Raw genomic sequence first — 15,461 nt, forward strand, 5'->3', positions numbered from 1 at the left:
CCGGCATCCGTCCAACTGCCCGGTGGCCCATCAACAGTCCGCGGCGGTCGAAAGAACGAGCTCCCGGTAGGCCCAGGCTGGCCGCTGCGTCAGCGGACCGGGCCTCTCCCCGGCGATGGCTTTCCGCTCCACCCGGGTGACCGGTATCACCTCCATGATCGCATTCGTCAGGAAGACTCCGTCCGCTTGTCGCAAATCCCTGATGGTGCGGGGCCACTCCTCAGCCGGAATGCCCAATTGCCCGGCCAGCTCCAGAACGGCTGCCCGGGTAACGCCATGTAACCCCCATTCCACCGTCATGACCGGGTCGAACGCCGCGATCGTGAAACGTCCCTCCGGGGCCCGCGTACCGACGCTGTCCAGCACGACCGGCCGGCGGCGGGCGGCCACACGGGCCAGGACCGCTTCGACCGGCAGATTCACCGCGGCTTGGACACTTCGGATCCTCACGTTTCTCGTTGACATTATCACCCTTGGAGGGTAGTTTCCATAGCCTGGACAGCCAATGACGAGTGTGCACGTGGGTGCCGGCACGGCGCGGTAGTCGGCCCCGTCCCTCGGTCGTTGGCACAAGATTCGCCCGGGAGGAGAGTTGCGCGGCCCGGACCTTCGCCTCGGTGCGGCTGCGGACCCGCCACGGATTGTTGAGGAATGGAATCATGAACGCTTGTCGACAGCAGGTTGCATGGACGTGCTGGATCGTACTGTCTGCATTCGCGACCGCCGCGTGGGCTCAGGCGACGACCCAGCCTGCGGCCGAGGTCAAGCCTGCGGCCGAGACCGCTCCGCCGGCCACGAAACCCGCGGCCGAAACAACCGCCGGTGAATCCAAGACCGGCCGCGTGCGGGGCAACGACGTCTACGTCCGCAGCGGGTATGACGCAAGCTACTACCCGGTCACCAAGCTGAATCGCGGAGACGAGGTCACTGTCTTGGGCTCGGTTTTCGGATGGCTGGAGATTATGCCACCTGCTGGAACCTACAGCCTTGTCGAGAAGACCCGCGTCGATCGCCCGACCGCAGACGATCAGGTCGGCGTGCTGAACGATACCGCTCAGGTCTTCGCGGGCAGCAATCTCAACGACCGCAAGTACGCCAAGCAGATCAAGCTCGTCAAGGGCGACCGGGTGAAGATCATCGGCGAGAGCGCCGACGGCGGTTTCTACAAGATCGAGCCGCCGCCGGGCGCCACCCTGTGGATCAAGGGCGATCTGGTCGACCGCACCGGCCGGCTGGACGACGAGGTGGCTACCAGGCCCGCCAAGATCGAAACCGTCCGGCCGGGCGAACTGGCCGGCGAAAAAGCAACAACCGGTAAGGTGACGCTCGACGGCGGCCAGCCCCGGCTCGAGAAGCCAAGACCCACGACGGCTCCCGCGGAGCCTGAAACCGGTGTGGGGAAGTACCAGATGGAAATCACGGCCATCGAGGCCGAGATCGCGGCCGAGACCGTCAAGCCGGTCGATCAGCGCAGGTACGAGCCGATCATCAAGAAGATTCAGCCGCTGGCCGACCAGTCCGAAGACCTGACCGCCCAAACCTACGGCAAGTACCGCATCACCCAGCTCCAGCGGATGATCGAACTGGTCGCCGCGGTCCGCGAAATGCGCGAGCTCAAGGACCGGGCCCTGACCGATGCCGAGCGGATCGCACGCGAGCGAGCGAAGATCACCGTCAAGCCCGCCCCTCCGCCAGACGAGATCGCGGTGCGCGGCGAGATCCGGGTGAGCGGCTTGTACGACGGTTCGTCCAACCGGCCAAAGCGGTGGCGGGTGGTGGATCCGAAGACCGATCGCACCTTGGCCTACATCGAGGTGCCGGCTGGCAGCCCGATCGATCCAGTCCACTACTACGGCAAGTACGTGGGCATCCGGGCCAGCGAACAGCGCTTCCTGCAGAACACGCTCCCGCCGGTGCCCGTTTTCGTGGTTCGGGAAATCACCGTCCAGGACCCCGCCGCCGCGCCGACCAGGTCCACGGTCATGCCCGTGCCGTCGACTTCGGAGCCCACGCGAACCACCATGCGGCCCACAACGGGTGCCGCGAAGTAACCGTATCCCCAACACTCAGCGGATAGCCCGCCCGGTGCCGGCGCAGCCGTCCGTTCGTAAGACAAGCGAGGTGTGTGTGGTCGCACGATTGTTCCGCAAGAAGCGTTACCTGGCCTGGATGGCCGCGGGCGGCATTCTTCTCCAGAGTAGCTGCAACACAATGGCCGCCCAGGTCGTGGGTGGAATCCTCTCCAGTGCCGCCAATGATTACGTCCGCACCGTCCTGAGCCACTGGCTCAACATCAGCGGCAGTAGTCTGTCCTTCTAGAATGGCCGCGGACCGGCTTGTGCTCCTCCGCGTGCGTCCGCCGGTTTCATGTCAACCGAGAGCAGCCATCATCCGAAACACGCCGTCGCGGTGTGGGCGTCGGCGGCTTCCGTGCTTGCCCTCGCCCTCGTGTGGCGCCTCCTCGGCGTCACCAGCACCCAGGTGTGGCGCGATGAAGCCATCACCCTGATTCACGCTCGGGCACCCTGGTGGGAGCTCCTGGCCAAGCTGCCCTGGGTGGAAGATAGTCCCTCGCTGGGTTTCCTGGCGTTCAAGCTCTGGTCGCTCGTGGCCAGTTCCGAACTCGAGTTCCGCCTCCTTCCGGTGCTGGCGGGCGTGGCCACGGTCGGCGTGGTCATGGCGACCGCGGCACGAATCCGAAAGGGAAGCGGGTGGATCGCCGGACTGCTGAGCGCGTTCTCCCACGTCCTCCTTCACTACAGCCAGGAAATCCGATCCTACAGCTTCCTCGCCTTGGCGACAGCGGCATGTTTCTGGTTCGCCGAAAACGCCGCTCGAGGCGAACGCGGCTACCGATCGCTGCTGCTTCTGGCCGTCAGTGCCCTGCTGGCCGCCCACTGCCACGTCGCCGGGCTCCTGGTCTGCCCAATGGTGGTCGTCTACCTCCTGGTCCGATCCGAGGGCCCCGCCCGCCGCCGCCTCCTGTGGTGGCCGGCACCTGTCCTGTGGCTGGCGGCTGTCGTCCCGGTGATCTGCCTCGCCCGTCACTGGGCGCCGATCCATGCCGCAGACAGCAGCTGGTGGGTGCCACCCCTGACTGGCTCACGAATCGCCGGTCTCCTCGAGGCATTCTTCGGAATCGACCCCTTGCGGTTCTGTGATCTGGTCGGCGGGCCACCCCTGAGAAGGTGGGCCCTCTTCGGACTCGAACGCTGGCTGATCGCGGCCCCCGCAATCCTCGCCGTGGCCGGCTTGTTCCTCCAGCAAACCCGCCGCCAGACGCTTGCCTTGGCGGCCGCCGTCGCTACTTACACCAGCCTCCTGGTCATCGCCGGGACCGCAAGCGCGCCCGGAACCGCGATCCGCACTCTGCTGCCCGCCTGGATCCCGGCGGTGTTGCTCATGAGTGTCGGCGGGGCCGCGGCTGCGCGTCGACCGGGGCGAGTCGGCCTGGGCATCGTCAGCGCGGCCCTCGCTTTGAGCTACGCCGGAGTCTGGGTCGGCTACGTCTGCTGGGGACCCGATCGGCGCCCCCCGGACCAAGCCCCCTTCGCGTGGTTGAGCGAACGACTGGGACCGGACGACATGATCGTCACCCATCCGGCTCTGTTCGAGGACGAAGTCGTCTACTACCTTGGCCACAACGTCGCCGGAGAACAGCTGTTCACCACGGCCAACCCGGTCTACCACGGGCAACCCCCGGTGCACCGCATGGTGCCGCGGACCCTCGATCCACACTTCCAGGAGCGTCTTCGGGCCGCCGCCAACACCGGCCCTCGTGGCAACGGTCAACGCGGAGCACTCTTCGTGATCTCGCCGATCGTCGGCCGCGAACCGGCCATGGACGAGGCCCTCCACACCCTCCTGCCGGACCGGTACACCCCGTCCGCGTCGACGGCGTCAGCCCACGAGTCGGGCGTCAGCATCCAGCGCTACGCGCCCGCGACTACTCGGTGACCTCGTAGGCCGTGCCGCTCAGCACGACCACCAGACGCGAGCCCAGAGCCAGATACTTGCCCAGATCAGGCTTGTCGCCCAGCACCTTGAAGTACGCGTCGCTGAACGCCTTGACCTTCTGAGTCTCGGCCTTGGCATCATACTCGCTGTCGACCCACCGCTCCCCGTCGCGGTAGAAGGTCTTGCTTCCGATCAAACGAACCGGGCTCGTGCCGGCCTCCTTCTCGCCCGGCCCGGCCGGAATCATCAGGGCCATACCCTCTCCCTTGTCGCCGGCGTCCAACCCCAATCCGCCGTAGGTCCCCCACGCGCCGCCGGCGGGACTCGCCGAACGCATGGCCAAGGCCTCCTTGGAGGCATCGACAGCGACTCGCCCGCTGGACGCGCGCGAGAACGAACCGGCCGCATCGATCTCCGATCGCGCTCTCTCGTTGCTCCTCCTGCTCCTGTTCAGCAGCTCGGGCAACAACGCATCGCCCCCTCTGCTTCGCCCGCCCGCGATCGTGATCTGCTTCTCGTCCTCGATGACTAGATACGACGTGTAGGGCGTAATGATCGCGTAGCGCTTGGCGAGCCGAACGATCTCGTCCTTCAGTTCCCGGTTCTCCCCATGGAGCCGGATATCGTCCATCAGGTAGCCAATCTTCCTCGTGGCCCACAGCCGCGGCAGGAAGTCGTTTGACGTCCTCCCGTCCGCGAACGCGCTCGGGTACTCCCAGACCACCGCGTCCTTGCCCCGCTGGCCGTGGATGACCACATCGTGCCTGCCCGCCCTGCGGTAGCGACCCAAAACCACCATCTCCCCGCCATGGAAGAGGTCGGGCAGCTCCTTCGGGTACACCTCGGCTACCTCGGCACCGCCGAACCGCAGCTCGATATCGCTCAGAACCGGATCAGCGACCTTCTTGAAGAAGCCCGAAACCTTGACCTCGATGTCCTCCTTCTCGTCGATGTACTCGCGGGCTCCCCGATTGTCGTCAGCAAGCCGATCCAGCAGCTTGGCGTTCAAATTATGCCCAACCCCAAAGACAAACAATCGGCACCGCCCCTTGTTCAGGTCCTTCACGTTGGCCTGAATCACCTCCGGCACTCGCTCGCCAACCGTTGGTTCTCCGTCGGTCATGAAGACAATCATGTAGGGGCGATCCTTGTCAGCCTCGGTTCCCGCCTTGACGGCCTCACGCAGGGCAGAGTGGATGTCCGTGCCTCCGGCGGCAACGACCCGCTCAACCTCCTCCTTGGCCGCTTCCACGTTCTGCCGGTTGGCGGGTATGAGCGAGTCGCGGAACAGCCGGGTCTCCGTGGCGAAGGAAATGACGTTGAAGCGGTCCTCCGGCCTCAAACTTGACAGGCAGAAACGCATGGCTCGCTTGGCCTGCATGATCTTGTCGCCAGCCATGCTGCCCGACGTGTCGAAGACGAAACACACGTTCTTCGGAATCGTCTTGCCGACCGGGGCGTCGAACGGCGGGGCTATCCTCGCCATGAAGTAGCCGTCCTCGCCCGCCGGGCGGTAACTGACCACCGACAGCCCAAAGTCCCTCCGGCTCATCTGATAGTGGATGATGAAGTCCTGGTCAGGCTTGACCATGTGGGCCTCGAAGCCGATGCGCGCCTCGCGGTCGCCCTTGCGGCTGACCGTGGCGTTGTGCGATGGGCAGTAGATGTTCTTGAGGGGCAACTCGCTCTTGAGATCCACCACGATGCTGACGTCCTCGAGGTCCTTGGCACTGAACTTCTCGGTGTTGAGAGGATAACGGTACACCGCCAGACCATCGTTCACCGCGATCGTCTCGGTATACTCCAGGGCAACGCGAACGTCACCGTTGGCCGGGATCGGAAACACCCGGGCCTTGTACAATCGGGATCCGACGTACTCGAGCAGGGCCGGATCGCGCATGTTGCGAACGATCTCCTCGTAGGTCGCACGAGCCTTCTCCGCATCCAGCAGCTCGCCATGCACCTCCTTGCCATTCATCCACATCGAGAACTTCTGTACCGCGGCCGTCTCCGGCAACGGAAACATGTAGGTGCCCTCGAGGATGTGCGCATTCGGGTTGTGGAAGACCTGATCCACACGCGTCACCCCGACGGTGTCGCGGATGCTGCACTCGACGTTGTGCTTCTTGACCTCCAGGGGAAAGTGGGCAGCTCTCGGCGGAAGACCCGGCCTGATGATCGGCATCGGCGGCCGCTCAATGATGATGAGCCCGTCGCCCAGGGCCGGCAACACCGGTATCCAGGCGGCGACAGCTGCGATCACGACGCCCAAGCCCGTAACGCTTCGATATGCTGACATCTGGGTCTCCTTCTTGACCAGCCCCGCATTCAGGCCTCTCAGCTATCGGCTTAGACGCCGGCCGATGGACCCAGTTCCCGCGGGCGCGAGAAACGCCACCGACTCGCGACGGAAGCCGCCCAGGCCACGGCCCCCGGGCTCGGCACCGACCCGCTCCTTCAGGACGCCACGGCCGCCAAGGCAGGGCCCCCAGGCCCACGGCCCGGTCGAAACTCTTCCGGCCCGGGTGTTGTTCTCGGACCGGTTTTGGGGGTATGCTACGGGGAATACGGTTGCTTACCCGCGTTAGCACTCGTTCCCAGGAGGACAGTGAAGTGAGCAAGCATCTGGCGATCGGCGGCGGCAGACCCGTTCGCACCACCCCCTTTCCCCCTTGGCCGGTCTACGGGAAACCCGAAGAGCAGGCCCTCCTCCGCGTCCTGCACAGCGGAAAGTGGGGCAGGATCGACGGGCAAGAGACGGCCACATTCGAACGGCGGTTCGCCGAATACCAGAACGCAAAACACGGCATCGCGGTCGTCAACGGAACCGTGTCTCTTCGCCTCGCCCTCATCGCCGGCGGAATCAGGGCCGGCGACGAGGTCCTCGTTCCACCGTTCACCTTCCTGGCGACCGCCAGCGCGGTCCTCGAGGCCAACGCGACCCCGGTGTTCGTGGATCTGGAACCGGATACCTACAACATCGATCCCGCTCTGCTCGAGAAGGCCATCACCCCGCGTACCAAGGCGATTATTCCCGTGCATCTGGCCGGACTGCCCGCCGATATGGAGGCGATCATGGCCATCGCCGAGCGGCATAACCTGCTGGTGATCGAAGACGCCGCCCACGCCCACGGAGCGGAGTACAAGGGGCGACGAGTCGGCGCCATCGGCCACCTTGGCTCATTCTCATTCCAGTCATCCAAGAATCTCTGCTGCGGCGAGGGGGGGATCATCGTGACCAACGATGATCGACTGTGTGAGGCCTGCAAATCGGCCCACAACTGCGGGCGGGTCCCCGGCGGGGCCTGGTACGATCATCATCACATGGGCGGCAACTACCGCCTCGGCGAGTTCCAGGCGGGTATTCTCAACGCCCAACTCGACCGGCTGGAAGAACAGTGCCGACGACGCGAAGAAAACGGCCGCTACCTGCACGAACGTCTGAGCAGAGTGCCGGGAATCAGGCCCCAGGCCCGCGGCAAGGGCGAGACCCGACACGGTTACCACCTCTTCGTGTTCCGGTATGACGAATCCGTCTTCGGCGTGCCTCGGGCGAGATTCCTGAAGGCCCTGGAAGCCGAAGGCATCCCCGCGTCACCCGGCTACGTCGTGCCACTGCACCGCCAACCGATGTTCACCAACCAGGACTTCGGCCCCTACACCGCTCCCCTTGACACCCATCCCGGCCTTGATTATCGCAAGGTGTCGTTGCCGGTGTGCGAACGCGCCTCATCCTCCGAAGGCGCCTGGCTCTATCAGAGCGTGCTTCTGGGGCCAAGGTCGGATATGGACGATATCGCCACCGCGTTCGAGAAAATCTACCAGCATCGGGCCGAGTTGCCGGCCTAGGTGCGCTATCCCACAGGTGGGTGCATGACTTGGTCGGCCCGGCGGCTGCCTTTCTTCCTGAGCGGACCGGCCACGCTGGTGACCTTGGCGATCCTGATGCACTGTGTCGGCCGGGCGGCCGCTTTCTGCTCCCCGGTCAAGGTGGATAGCTTCGTCTACACGGTGGCCGCCTATCAACTCTACGCCCCCGGCGCCACCGTCGCGTGCCTGATTCCAGACAAGCCCCCCGGCCAGGCCATGCTGAGCGGCTGGGTCTTTCATGTCTGGCCCGGGCCGCCCAGTCGGGTGAAGCTACTTCCCGTCGAATCGGCCTTCCTGATCGCAGGATACGTGGCGTTCTGGCTGCTGGCTTCGCGCCTGTTCGGCCGGCAAACGGCGGCGGCAATGACCCTCTTCTTTGTCGTTGCTCAGAATACCTACAACGCCTGCGACATCACCACCGATGGCTTCAACCTCGGAGAAAACTACCTGGTCCTCCCAGTGCTCGCAGCAGTGTACGCACACCTGGTGATCGAGCGTCCGCTAAAGCGAGGTCTCCTGCGCGGCCTGGCGATCGGGGCAGCCCTGGCGGTGAAGCAGACGGCCGCAACACTCCTCGTGGCGTTCGTGATCCATGATCTCCTGACGGCCCTGATCGCCGGGCGCCCCCGTCGGAATGCCTTGGCCGGCCTCGGGACCTTGGCAGGCATGGCCCTGGTCGCCCTGCCGCTGGTCGGCTTCCTGCACGCCCAAGGCTGGCTGGAAACGCACCTTCATGATCTGGGCCGCTTCTCGGGCAAGCATCTGACCGTGATGCCCTTCGAGTGCCCGCCATGGTACAACATCTCCCCGTTGTTGCCCTGCCTGTGGTGGCTGCTTCTCGGAGCCGCAGCGTGGTGCTGCCGGCCGCGGCCGGTGGACCCGCCGCAGCACAGATCCGGCGACTGGTCGGTGACCGCGTTCGTGTGGCTCTGGCTGGCCATCGAGGCAACCTCGGTCTGGGCAATGACCAAGCCGTCAACCCACTACTACCAGCAACTCGTCGCCCCCGTGGCCCTGGCGGCGGGCCTGGCCCTCGTCGGAGTGACTCGGCGCTTCGCGGATCTGACTCGTCGCGACCGGCTGCGTCTCTGGATCTGGGTGGGCGCGACCACCGCCGGCTTTGCGATCGTGGCTGCTCTCCCCCTCGCGGCGGAGGCATCTAAACGGGTCCATACGTTCGACCCGAAGAACGAGGTGGTCGAGTTCGATCACTGGGTGAAGACATGGTCGCCGAGCACGGCAGCCGATCACCTGATCAAGGACGAGCATTGATGGTCGGACGAGCTTCCCTCTGGCTGACGATCGTGACCTGCGGCCTTCTGGCCGCGCCGGCGGCGTTGCCGGGTGCCTTGGATCATCGAAAGGGCGAGTTCGATCTGGCCGAGTGGCTGCCCGTGTTCCTCTGTTTCTGGGTGGCTTCCGCAGCCTTGCTGGTCTCGACCGCCCGCGTGTTCGGCCGTTCGACCCCTGCCTGGTCGCGGATTGCGGCCGCCATGGCGATGGCCGCACTTGTCCCGCTGGCCGTGGAGGAGACTCAGCACCACCTTCAGGCCGCAGCCGCTTTCGTGGTAACGGCCCTGGCAGTCTGGGCCGGCCTGGCGACTGGGTGGTGGCTGCGCACCCCGCTCGGATTCGTATTCACGGCGGCGTCCTGCGGCTTGGATGCGACCGGCTTCGTGTGGCCGCTGGGTGTCCTGTGTGCAGGAACCAGACGAGGCGGTCCGTTCGTCCGCGGCGTGGGCCTGTTGATCGCGGGTTCTCTCGGGTGCATCGCGGGACGCCTGATCGGACTGCCCGCGCTGACCGGTTACTCTCATGACGGGGTGGCGTACGCCCTGCACCGCGATCTGCTGCTGTGCCTTCCAGTGGTAGTGCTCGGTGCGGCCGGTCTGGCCCGCTGCCGTCGGAGCGACGACGAAGGGTCCGTTCGCGCGTTGACCGGCTGCGCCGCCATCAGCCTGCTCGCCATCCTGCCGATCGTTCTGGGCTTTCCTCTGAACGTCCGGCTGGTGGTGCTGGCGGTGTGGTGGTTCGCGCCTCTCGGAATGACGGACGCGGCGGACATGCTCTCCCGACGACGCGAGCGCCCGGCGATCGAGGCAATGCTCGGAGCCCTGTCGATCCTGGCGGTCTTGGGACTCTCCTGGCCGGGCGTCAGCGCCTGGTTCAACGCCGTCTTGCTGGCCGGCGCGGCATGGATGTCTCCATTCTGAGTGGAAACCATTGGGTAGCGACACGGGCGATTTCGACGCGGGACGGACCGGGATGGGCCCGGCCGCTGCATTACCTCGGCGCCCCGATGAGGCCTCTCGGTTCCCGTTCCTGGTATTCCTGACTCTGGCCATCGCCGCCGCGCACGTCCTGGCCCGGGTGAGCGCCATCTGCACCAGCGCCAACTACGACAGCCTCACCTACGCCGTCGCCGCTTGGCAATTCTACAGCCCGGACGCTCTCGCCGCCGACCTCGTCGCCGACAAACCGGCCGGCCAGGCCCTGTTGACCGGCTGGTGCTACCGGCTGTGGCCTGGATCCCCCTCGCGGTTGGCCCTCGTTCCCATCGAGTCAGCGTTCCTTCTCGCGGGCTACGCGGCATTCTGGCATCTGGCACGCCGTCTCCACGGTTCCCGCGTCGCCTCCCTACAGCTGGCAATGCTGGTTCTCGCGTTCAATGCCTACAACACGCTTGACGATAGTACGGCCGGCTTCAATGTCAATGAGAACTACTTGCTGTTGCCCGCACTCGTCGCCGTGCTGGCTCATCTGGCCATGCCCGACCGGCGACGGCGCGCCTTGGTTCGAGGCCTCGGCCTGGGCCTCGCCCTGTCAGTCAAACAGACGGCTGTCGGTCTGCTGGTCGCTCTCCTGGTCCACGGGGCGATTCGTGCATGGCGATCGGGCCGCCGGCGGGAGGCCGTCTGGTCAGCCGCATGGACTGGCGCGGGACTGTTGCTCGCGGTGTCGCCCCTGGTCGTAGTGCTGGCCGCTCGCAACTGGCTGGCTCCCCACCTGTACGGCCTCGCCTGTCTGTCCGGCGGACATCTGCAACCGCCACGGCTGGGACTGCCGCCGTGGATTCGCGTCGTCCCACTCGTGCCGATCGCCTGGTGGCTGTTGGTCGGCGCGGCCGCACGGTGGGGGGAGGGATCGGCAGATCGGTCGGAACAAACGGATTCGTCCCCGGAAATCACCGGCCACTCGGACGCCGGTTCGTTCCTGTGGATCTGGCTGACCATGGAGGTGGCCGTCCTCACGATGCTGAATCGCCATTCAGCGCATTACTACCAACCCCTCGTGGTTCCGGCGGCATTGCTCACCGGTACCGGTCTGGCGTGGGTCGTTCGGTCGGCGCGGTCTCTACCACCCGTCCAGCGGGCCCGAGTCGTGCACTGGTCAGTCCTGATCACCTTGGCCCTGGCCATGCCCGCAGTAATGTCTTTTGCGGTCGAGATCCAACGGCGATGGGTCGGCTACGATATCACCCGGGAGGCAGGCGAGTTTGCCCGCCGGTTGGCAGACGGCTCCCCGTAAAGGCCGGATTCGACAGAGAGTACGCGCCAGTCCTGCTGATCGACCTGCTGGGCGGCACACACGCCATCCACCGCCTCCGTCCGCGCCGGCCTCTACCGTCCGCACCAGAACAACCGCCAGACCGACCGACCGTCAGGTTCGACCATTCTCCGGTTGATCCAGCGAGAAGGCCCCGTGCAGAACCTGAATCGCCCGCTCGCCGTCCTTCTCGTCGACAATACAGCTGATGACGATCTCGCTCGTCGTGATGTTCTGAATGTTGATCTGGGCCTCCGCCAGGGCGGCAAACATGCGCGAGGCGACGCCGGTGTGCGTCTTCATGCCCACGCCGACAATGCTGACTTTGGCCAGCTTCTCCTCCACCTCAACCTGGCCGATGCTCAGATCCCTGGCCATCTCCTCACAAACCGTGGCGGCTTCCTTGGCGTCCGCCCGCGAGGTGGTGAAGCCGATGTTGGCCGCCTTGGCCTTCTCCACAATGTTCTGGATGATGTCGTCCACCACAATGCTGTGCCGGGCGATTCGGGCGAAGATGCTCGAGGCGATACCCGGGTGGTTGGGCACGCCCATCAGCAACACCCGAGCCAGATCCTTCTTGAGCGTCACCCCGCGAACGACGATGTCTTCCATACCCTTCGTCTCAGCCACGATCATGGTCCCTTCTGTATCAGTCAGCGAACTCCGCACGTGGATCGGCACGTGGTACTTCTTGCCGAACTCGATCGATCGCGAGTGCATCACCTTGGCCCCGAGCGAGGCCAGTTCCAGCATCTCGTCGTAGTTGATCTCCTTCATCTTGCGGGCCTGCGGCACAATCCGCGGGTCGGTCGAGTAAACCCCGTCAACGTCGGTGTAGATCTCACACACCGAGTCCTTCAAGACCGCGGCCAGCGCCACCGCCGTCGTGTCCGAGCCGCCACGCCCCAGCGTGGTCAAGGCACCCTCCTCGGTCACCCCCTGAAAACCGGCCACGATGACGATCTTCCCCTCGTCCAGCTCTCGGTAGATGCGGTCCGCGTCGATCGACCGGATCCGGGCCTTGGTGTGCGAACTGTCCGTGATCAGCCCAATTTGGCCACCGGTGAAGCTGATCGCTTGGTGACCCGACGCTTCGATGGCCATGGCCATGAGCGAGATCGAAACCTGCTCGCCCGTGGCCAGAAGCATGTCCATCTCCCGCTTGGGTGGGTTCGGATTGACCTCCAGAGCCAGGGCAATCAGCTTGTCCGTCGTCTTGCCCATCGCCGAGACCACGATGACCACCTTGTGGCCTTCAATCTTCGCTTTGATCGCCCGCCGCGCGGCCCGGTGGATCTTCTCCGCGTCCGCCACGCTGCTTCCGCCGAACTTCTGAACAATGATGCTCATGGTCGCCATTCTACCCGGCCGGTGGCTATTCTCCAGAAACCCACCAGCATCGCAACTCAATCGCCCTTCCGGAAATCAGCTCTCCCGGCCTGATTTGAGAAAATACTCCATCAGCTCGTGGCCGGGGTCGATATGCAGATCGCTTTCACCCGCCGCAGTCTCCGAGAAGCTGGTCGCCTCGTCCGGCACCAAGCCCCTCCCGGCCATGCAGAAGGGCACCGGAGCCGCTGTATGGGTCTTCAGCCGCACCGGCGTAGGATGGTCCGGAACGCACAGAATCCGCCATGCGTCCAAGGTCCGTAGCTTCTCCAGAACCGGTCCGACAATGTGCTCGTCCACCCGCTCCAGGGCCTTGATCTTGGCCGCAGCATCACCGTTATGCCCCGCTTCGTCCGGCGCCTCCACGTGCACGGCTACGAAATCCGCCTCGTCCAGGGCCCTGACCGCCGCCTCACCCTTGCCGTGGTAGTTCGTGTCCAGATAACCGGTCGCCCCTTCAACTTCGATCAGCTTCCAACCGACGCACGCCGCAATGCCGCGAATGAGATCCACCGCGGCAATGGCGATGCCATGAACACCGAACCGATCCCGGAAACTCGGCAGCCGCGGGCTCCCACCCTGCCCCCATAACCAAATCGACGTCGCCGGATTCTCGCCCAGGTCGCGGCGGACCTGGTTGATCTTGTGGTTGCCCAGAACCGCCGCCGACCGCTCCATCAACTCACGAACCGCCTCGCTCCCCTTGCCGCTCGGAAGATGCCCCCCAACCGGCTGGCCCGGGATGTCGTGCGGCGGCGTACACTTGACCTTCATCCACCCCGCTTCCTTCATCTTCACCAGGTGCCGGTAGCTCACCCCGGAATGGAAGCTCACCTTGTCGTCGCCAAGCGTCGCCTGCAGCTCGGCGATCAGCTGCTCGGCTTCCGGCTGGCTGATGTGCCCGGCGGCAAAATCGACCATCACCCCATCCACGATCGTCACCAGGTTGCAGCGAAAGACCAGATCGTCCGGTCCGATCGGAATGCGGCGAGCGGCCGCCTCCAGCGGGGCCCGCCCCGTGTAATACTTCTCCGGACTGTACCCCACGACGCTCAGCGTGGCCACATCACTCCCAGGCGTGAAACCCTTCGGGATCGTCTTTACCGTGCCGATCCGCCCGTTGGTCACGATCCAATCCATGTGCGGAATGCGAGCCACTTCCAGGGGCGTCCGTCCGCCTAGGTCGGGATTCGGCTCATCCGCCGCCCCGTCGGGTAAAACCAGTACGTACTTCATGAGGAGTACTCTTCGTGCTCTTCCACCAGACGAATCGTCACCGGCTCCGCCCGCACCGCGTCCAGGGCCGCAATGGCCCCCAAGGCCCTCTTCATCTCACCCTCCCGGGTCTTGTGCGTCAGAACCACGACCGGAACTGTCCCGTCCGGGGCGTCGTCCGTCGGCTCGTGCTGCGTGATCGCCCGCAGCCCAATCCCCAGATCGCCAAAACAACGGGTGATCTGGGCCATGACCCCCGCCCGGTCCGCAACCATCAGCCGCACATAGTAACGTAGGTGCAGATCGTCAATCGGCACGTACACCGGCTCAGCATTGACATCGTTCAGCATGCGAAACCGCTCAAAAGCCCGCGGAATGTTGCCCACCGCAATTCCAACCAGATCGGCCACCACGGCGCTCGCCGTCGGCTTCTGCCCCGCCCCACGCCCATAGTAGAGCGTGTGGCCCACCCAGTTTCCGTAGACGCTGATCGCATTGAACGAACCGCTGCTGCCGGCCAACGGATGACTCCTGCTCACAAACGCAGGATGAACACGCAGACTCAGCCCCGCCTCCGTACGCCCCGCAATCCCGAGCAGCTTGCACACATATCCCAGCTCCCGCCCGGCCGCTAGATCCTGAGCCTCCAGACTCTCGATGCCTTCAATGTGGATCCGGTCAAACTCCACATCCGCCATGAACGCCAGCGACGCCAGCACGGCCAGCTTGTGGGCCGTATCCGTCCCATTCACGTCCAGCGTCGGATCCAGCTCCGCGTAGCCCGCCTGCTGGGCCTCGGATAACGCCTGAGCATACGACTTCCCCTTCTGGTCCATCTCGCTCAGAATGTAATTGCACGTGCCGTTCAGAATGCCGTAAATCGCGCTGATCCGGTTGGCCACCAGCCCCTCCCGGATGGGCAGAATCAGCGGAATCCCACCCCCACAACTGGCCTCAAAACCAACACACCGGCCAGCCTCGCGGGCCGTGCGGTAAATCTCACGACCATGCTTGGCGAGCAGGGCTTTGTTGGCCGTCACCACGTGCTTGCCAGCCCCCAACGCCTCAAGAACCAACTCCTTGGCGATAGTCGTCCCTCCCACCAGCTCGATCACCACCGAGATGGAAGGATCGTCCAGGATGTCCCTCACGTTCGTCGTAATCCGGTCCGCGGGAACCCCAGCCTTGGCCGGTTGACCTCGGTCCTTGTCCGCCACACGAGCTAAGTCAAGCCTTAAACCGACTTTACGGGCGATCTCGTCCCCCTCGACACGGAGCAGCTCCACGACCCCTTGACCCACAGTGCCGCAGCCAATCAAGCCAATTTTCAAAACATCCGTCATGAACGAGAACCTCCGGCCATCTTACCCATCTTCGCCCCTCCCCCCGACGCACCCCTCGAGTCACGCCAAGCAAGGGCTTCAGCGGCCGCACCGTCCGCGCAGGGCACCAAATGTAGGGGGCCACGGCCCAGGATGCAAGAT

12 protein-coding genes are annotated in these 15,461 nt (G+C 64.9%); 7 read left to right on the forward strand and 5 right to left on the reverse strand.

Features of this window, described 5'->3' with window-relative positions:
* Nucleotides 1–30: 30 nt before the first annotated feature.
* Nucleotides 31–450, reverse strand: a complete 420-nt coding sequence (locus KA354_01085) for an aminotransferase class IV (protein ID MBP7933214.1) — start codon at nucleotides 448–450, stop codon at nucleotides 31–33.
* A 209-nt stretch (nucleotides 451–659) separates the two neighbouring features.
* Here KA354_01085 and KA354_01090 point away from each other — a divergent pair, with 209 nt between their 5' ends.
* The 3 genes from KA354_01090 to KA354_01100 all read left to right on the forward strand — a co-directional run bounded on the left by KA354_01090 (nucleotide 660) and on the right by KA354_01100 (nucleotide 3,957).
* Entirely contained in the window at nucleotides 660–2,051 is a 1,392-nt protein-coding gene (locus tag KA354_01090; GenBank protein MBP7933215.1) for an SH3 domain-containing protein, read from the forward strand.
* 76 nt (nucleotides 2,052–2,127) lie between these two features.
* Nucleotides 2,128–2,319: a hypothetical protein gene (locus tag KA354_01095; protein ID MBP7933216.1), complete on the forward strand. Its 192-nt coding sequence runs from the start codon at nucleotides 2,128–2,130 to the stop codon at nucleotides 2,317–2,319.
* Nucleotides 2,320–2,367: 48 nt separating this feature from the next.
* Nucleotides 2,368–3,957, forward strand: a complete 1,590-nt coding sequence (locus KA354_01100) for a glycosyltransferase family 39 protein (GenBank protein ID MBP7933217.1) — start codon at nucleotides 2,368–2,370, stop codon at nucleotides 3,955–3,957.
* On the opposite strand, the gene KA354_01105 is transcribed toward KA354_01100, so the two are convergent.
* A complete protein-coding gene (locus KA354_01105) occupies nucleotides 3,947–6,256 on the reverse strand; it encodes a VWA domain-containing protein (protein ID MBP7933218.1) in 2,310 nt (769 codons plus the stop codon). The two genes, KA354_01100 and KA354_01105, sit on opposite strands and share 11 nt — an antisense overlap.
* A 254-nt stretch (nucleotides 6,257–6,510) precedes the next feature.
* Between KA354_01105 and KA354_01110 the strand changes: the two genes are divergently transcribed.
* Genes KA354_01110 through KA354_01125 form a run of 4 tightly spaced genes read left to right on the forward strand, consistent with a single transcriptional unit; the run spans nucleotide 6,511 to nucleotide 11,355 of the window.
* Nucleotides 6,511–7,806, forward strand: coding sequence for a DegT/DnrJ/EryC1/StrS family aminotransferase (locus KA354_01110; protein MBP7933219.1), 1,296 nt, complete (start codon nucleotides 6,511–6,513; stop codon nucleotides 7,804–7,806).
* Between the two features lie 24 nt (nucleotides 7,807–7,830).
* Nucleotides 7,831–9,099, forward strand: a complete 1,269-nt coding sequence (locus KA354_01115; GenBank protein MBP7933220.1) for a glycosyltransferase family 39 protein — start codon at nucleotides 7,831–7,833, stop codon at nucleotides 9,097–9,099.
* Nucleotides 9,099–10,040, forward strand: a complete 942-nt coding sequence (locus KA354_01120) for a hypothetical protein (protein MBP7933221.1) — start codon at nucleotides 9,099–9,101, stop codon at nucleotides 10,038–10,040. The genes KA354_01115 and KA354_01120 overlap by 1 nt, the downstream gene beginning before the upstream one ends.
* A gap of 10 nt (nucleotides 10,041–10,050) precedes the next feature.
* Complete coding sequence (locus KA354_01125) at nucleotides 10,051–11,355, forward strand: hypothetical protein (protein MBP7933222.1); 1,305 nt, start codon at nucleotides 10,051–10,053, stop codon at nucleotides 11,353–11,355.
* Between the two features lie 132 nt (nucleotides 11,356–11,487).
* Here KA354_01125 and KA354_01130 read toward each other — a convergent pair whose 3' ends face one another.
* The 3 genes from KA354_01130 to KA354_01140 all read right to left on the reverse strand — a co-directional run bounded on the left by KA354_01130 (nucleotide 11,488) and on the right by KA354_01140 (nucleotide 15,320).
* Complete coding sequence (locus tag KA354_01130; protein MBP7933223.1) at nucleotides 11,488–12,723, reverse strand: aspartate kinase; 1,236 nt, start codon at nucleotides 12,721–12,723, stop codon at nucleotides 11,488–11,490.
* A 75-nt stretch (nucleotides 12,724–12,798) separates the two neighbouring features.
* The gene (locus tag KA354_01135; GenBank protein MBP7933224.1) at nucleotides 12,799–13,998 is read right to left on the reverse strand and encodes a cofactor-independent phosphoglycerate mutase; all 1,200 of its coding nucleotides are present in this window, start codon (nucleotides 13,996–13,998) and stop codon (nucleotides 12,799–12,801) included.
* A complete protein-coding gene (locus tag KA354_01140) occupies nucleotides 13,995–15,320 on the reverse strand; it encodes a homoserine dehydrogenase (protein ID MBP7933225.1) in 1,326 nt (441 codons plus the stop codon). The genes KA354_01135 and KA354_01140 overlap by 4 nt, the downstream gene beginning before the upstream one ends.
* Between the last annotated feature and the right edge of the window lie 141 nt (nucleotides 15,321–15,461).

The sequence above is a fragment of the Phycisphaerae bacterium genome (genome assembly GCA_018003015.1).
GTDB lineage: Bacteria > Planctomycetota > Phycisphaerae > UBA1845 > PWPN01 > JAGNEZ01.

Bases quoted from the DNA above. Each gene is read 5' to 3' on its own strand.
- KA354_01130 (MBP7933223.1), bottom strand. From the start codon at position 12,723: ATGAGCATCATTGTTCAGAAGTTCGGCGGAAGCAGCGTGGCGGACGCG.
- KA354_01105 (MBP7933218.1), bottom strand. From the start codon at position 6,256: ATGTCAGCATATCGAAGCGTTACGGGCTTGGGCGTCGTGATCGCAGCT.
- KA354_01140 (MBP7933225.1), bottom strand. From the start codon at position 15,320: ATGACGGATGTTTTGAAAATTGGCTTGATTGGCTGCGGCACTGTGGGT.
- KA354_01135 (MBP7933224.1), bottom strand. From the start codon at position 13,998: ATGAAGTACGTACTGGTTTTACCCGACGGGGCGGCGGATGAGCCGAAT.
- KA354_01120 (MBP7933221.1), top strand. From the start codon at position 9,099: ATGGTCGGACGAGCTTCCCTCTGGCTGACGATCGTGACCTGCGGCCTT.
- KA354_01115 (MBP7933220.1), top strand. From the start codon at position 7,831: ATGACTTGGTCGGCCCGGCGGCTGCCTTTCTTCCTGAGCGGACCGGCC.
- KA354_01090 (MBP7933215.1), top strand. From the start codon at position 660: ATGAACGCTTGTCGACAGCAGGTTGCATGGACGTGCTGGATCGTACTG.
- KA354_01110 (MBP7933219.1), top strand. From the start codon at position 6,511: ATGCTACGGGGAATACGGTTGCTTACCCGCGTTAGCACTCGTTCCCAG.
- KA354_01100 (MBP7933217.1), top strand. From the start codon at position 2,368: ATGTCAACCGAGAGCAGCCATCATCCGAAACACGCCGTCGCGGTGTGG.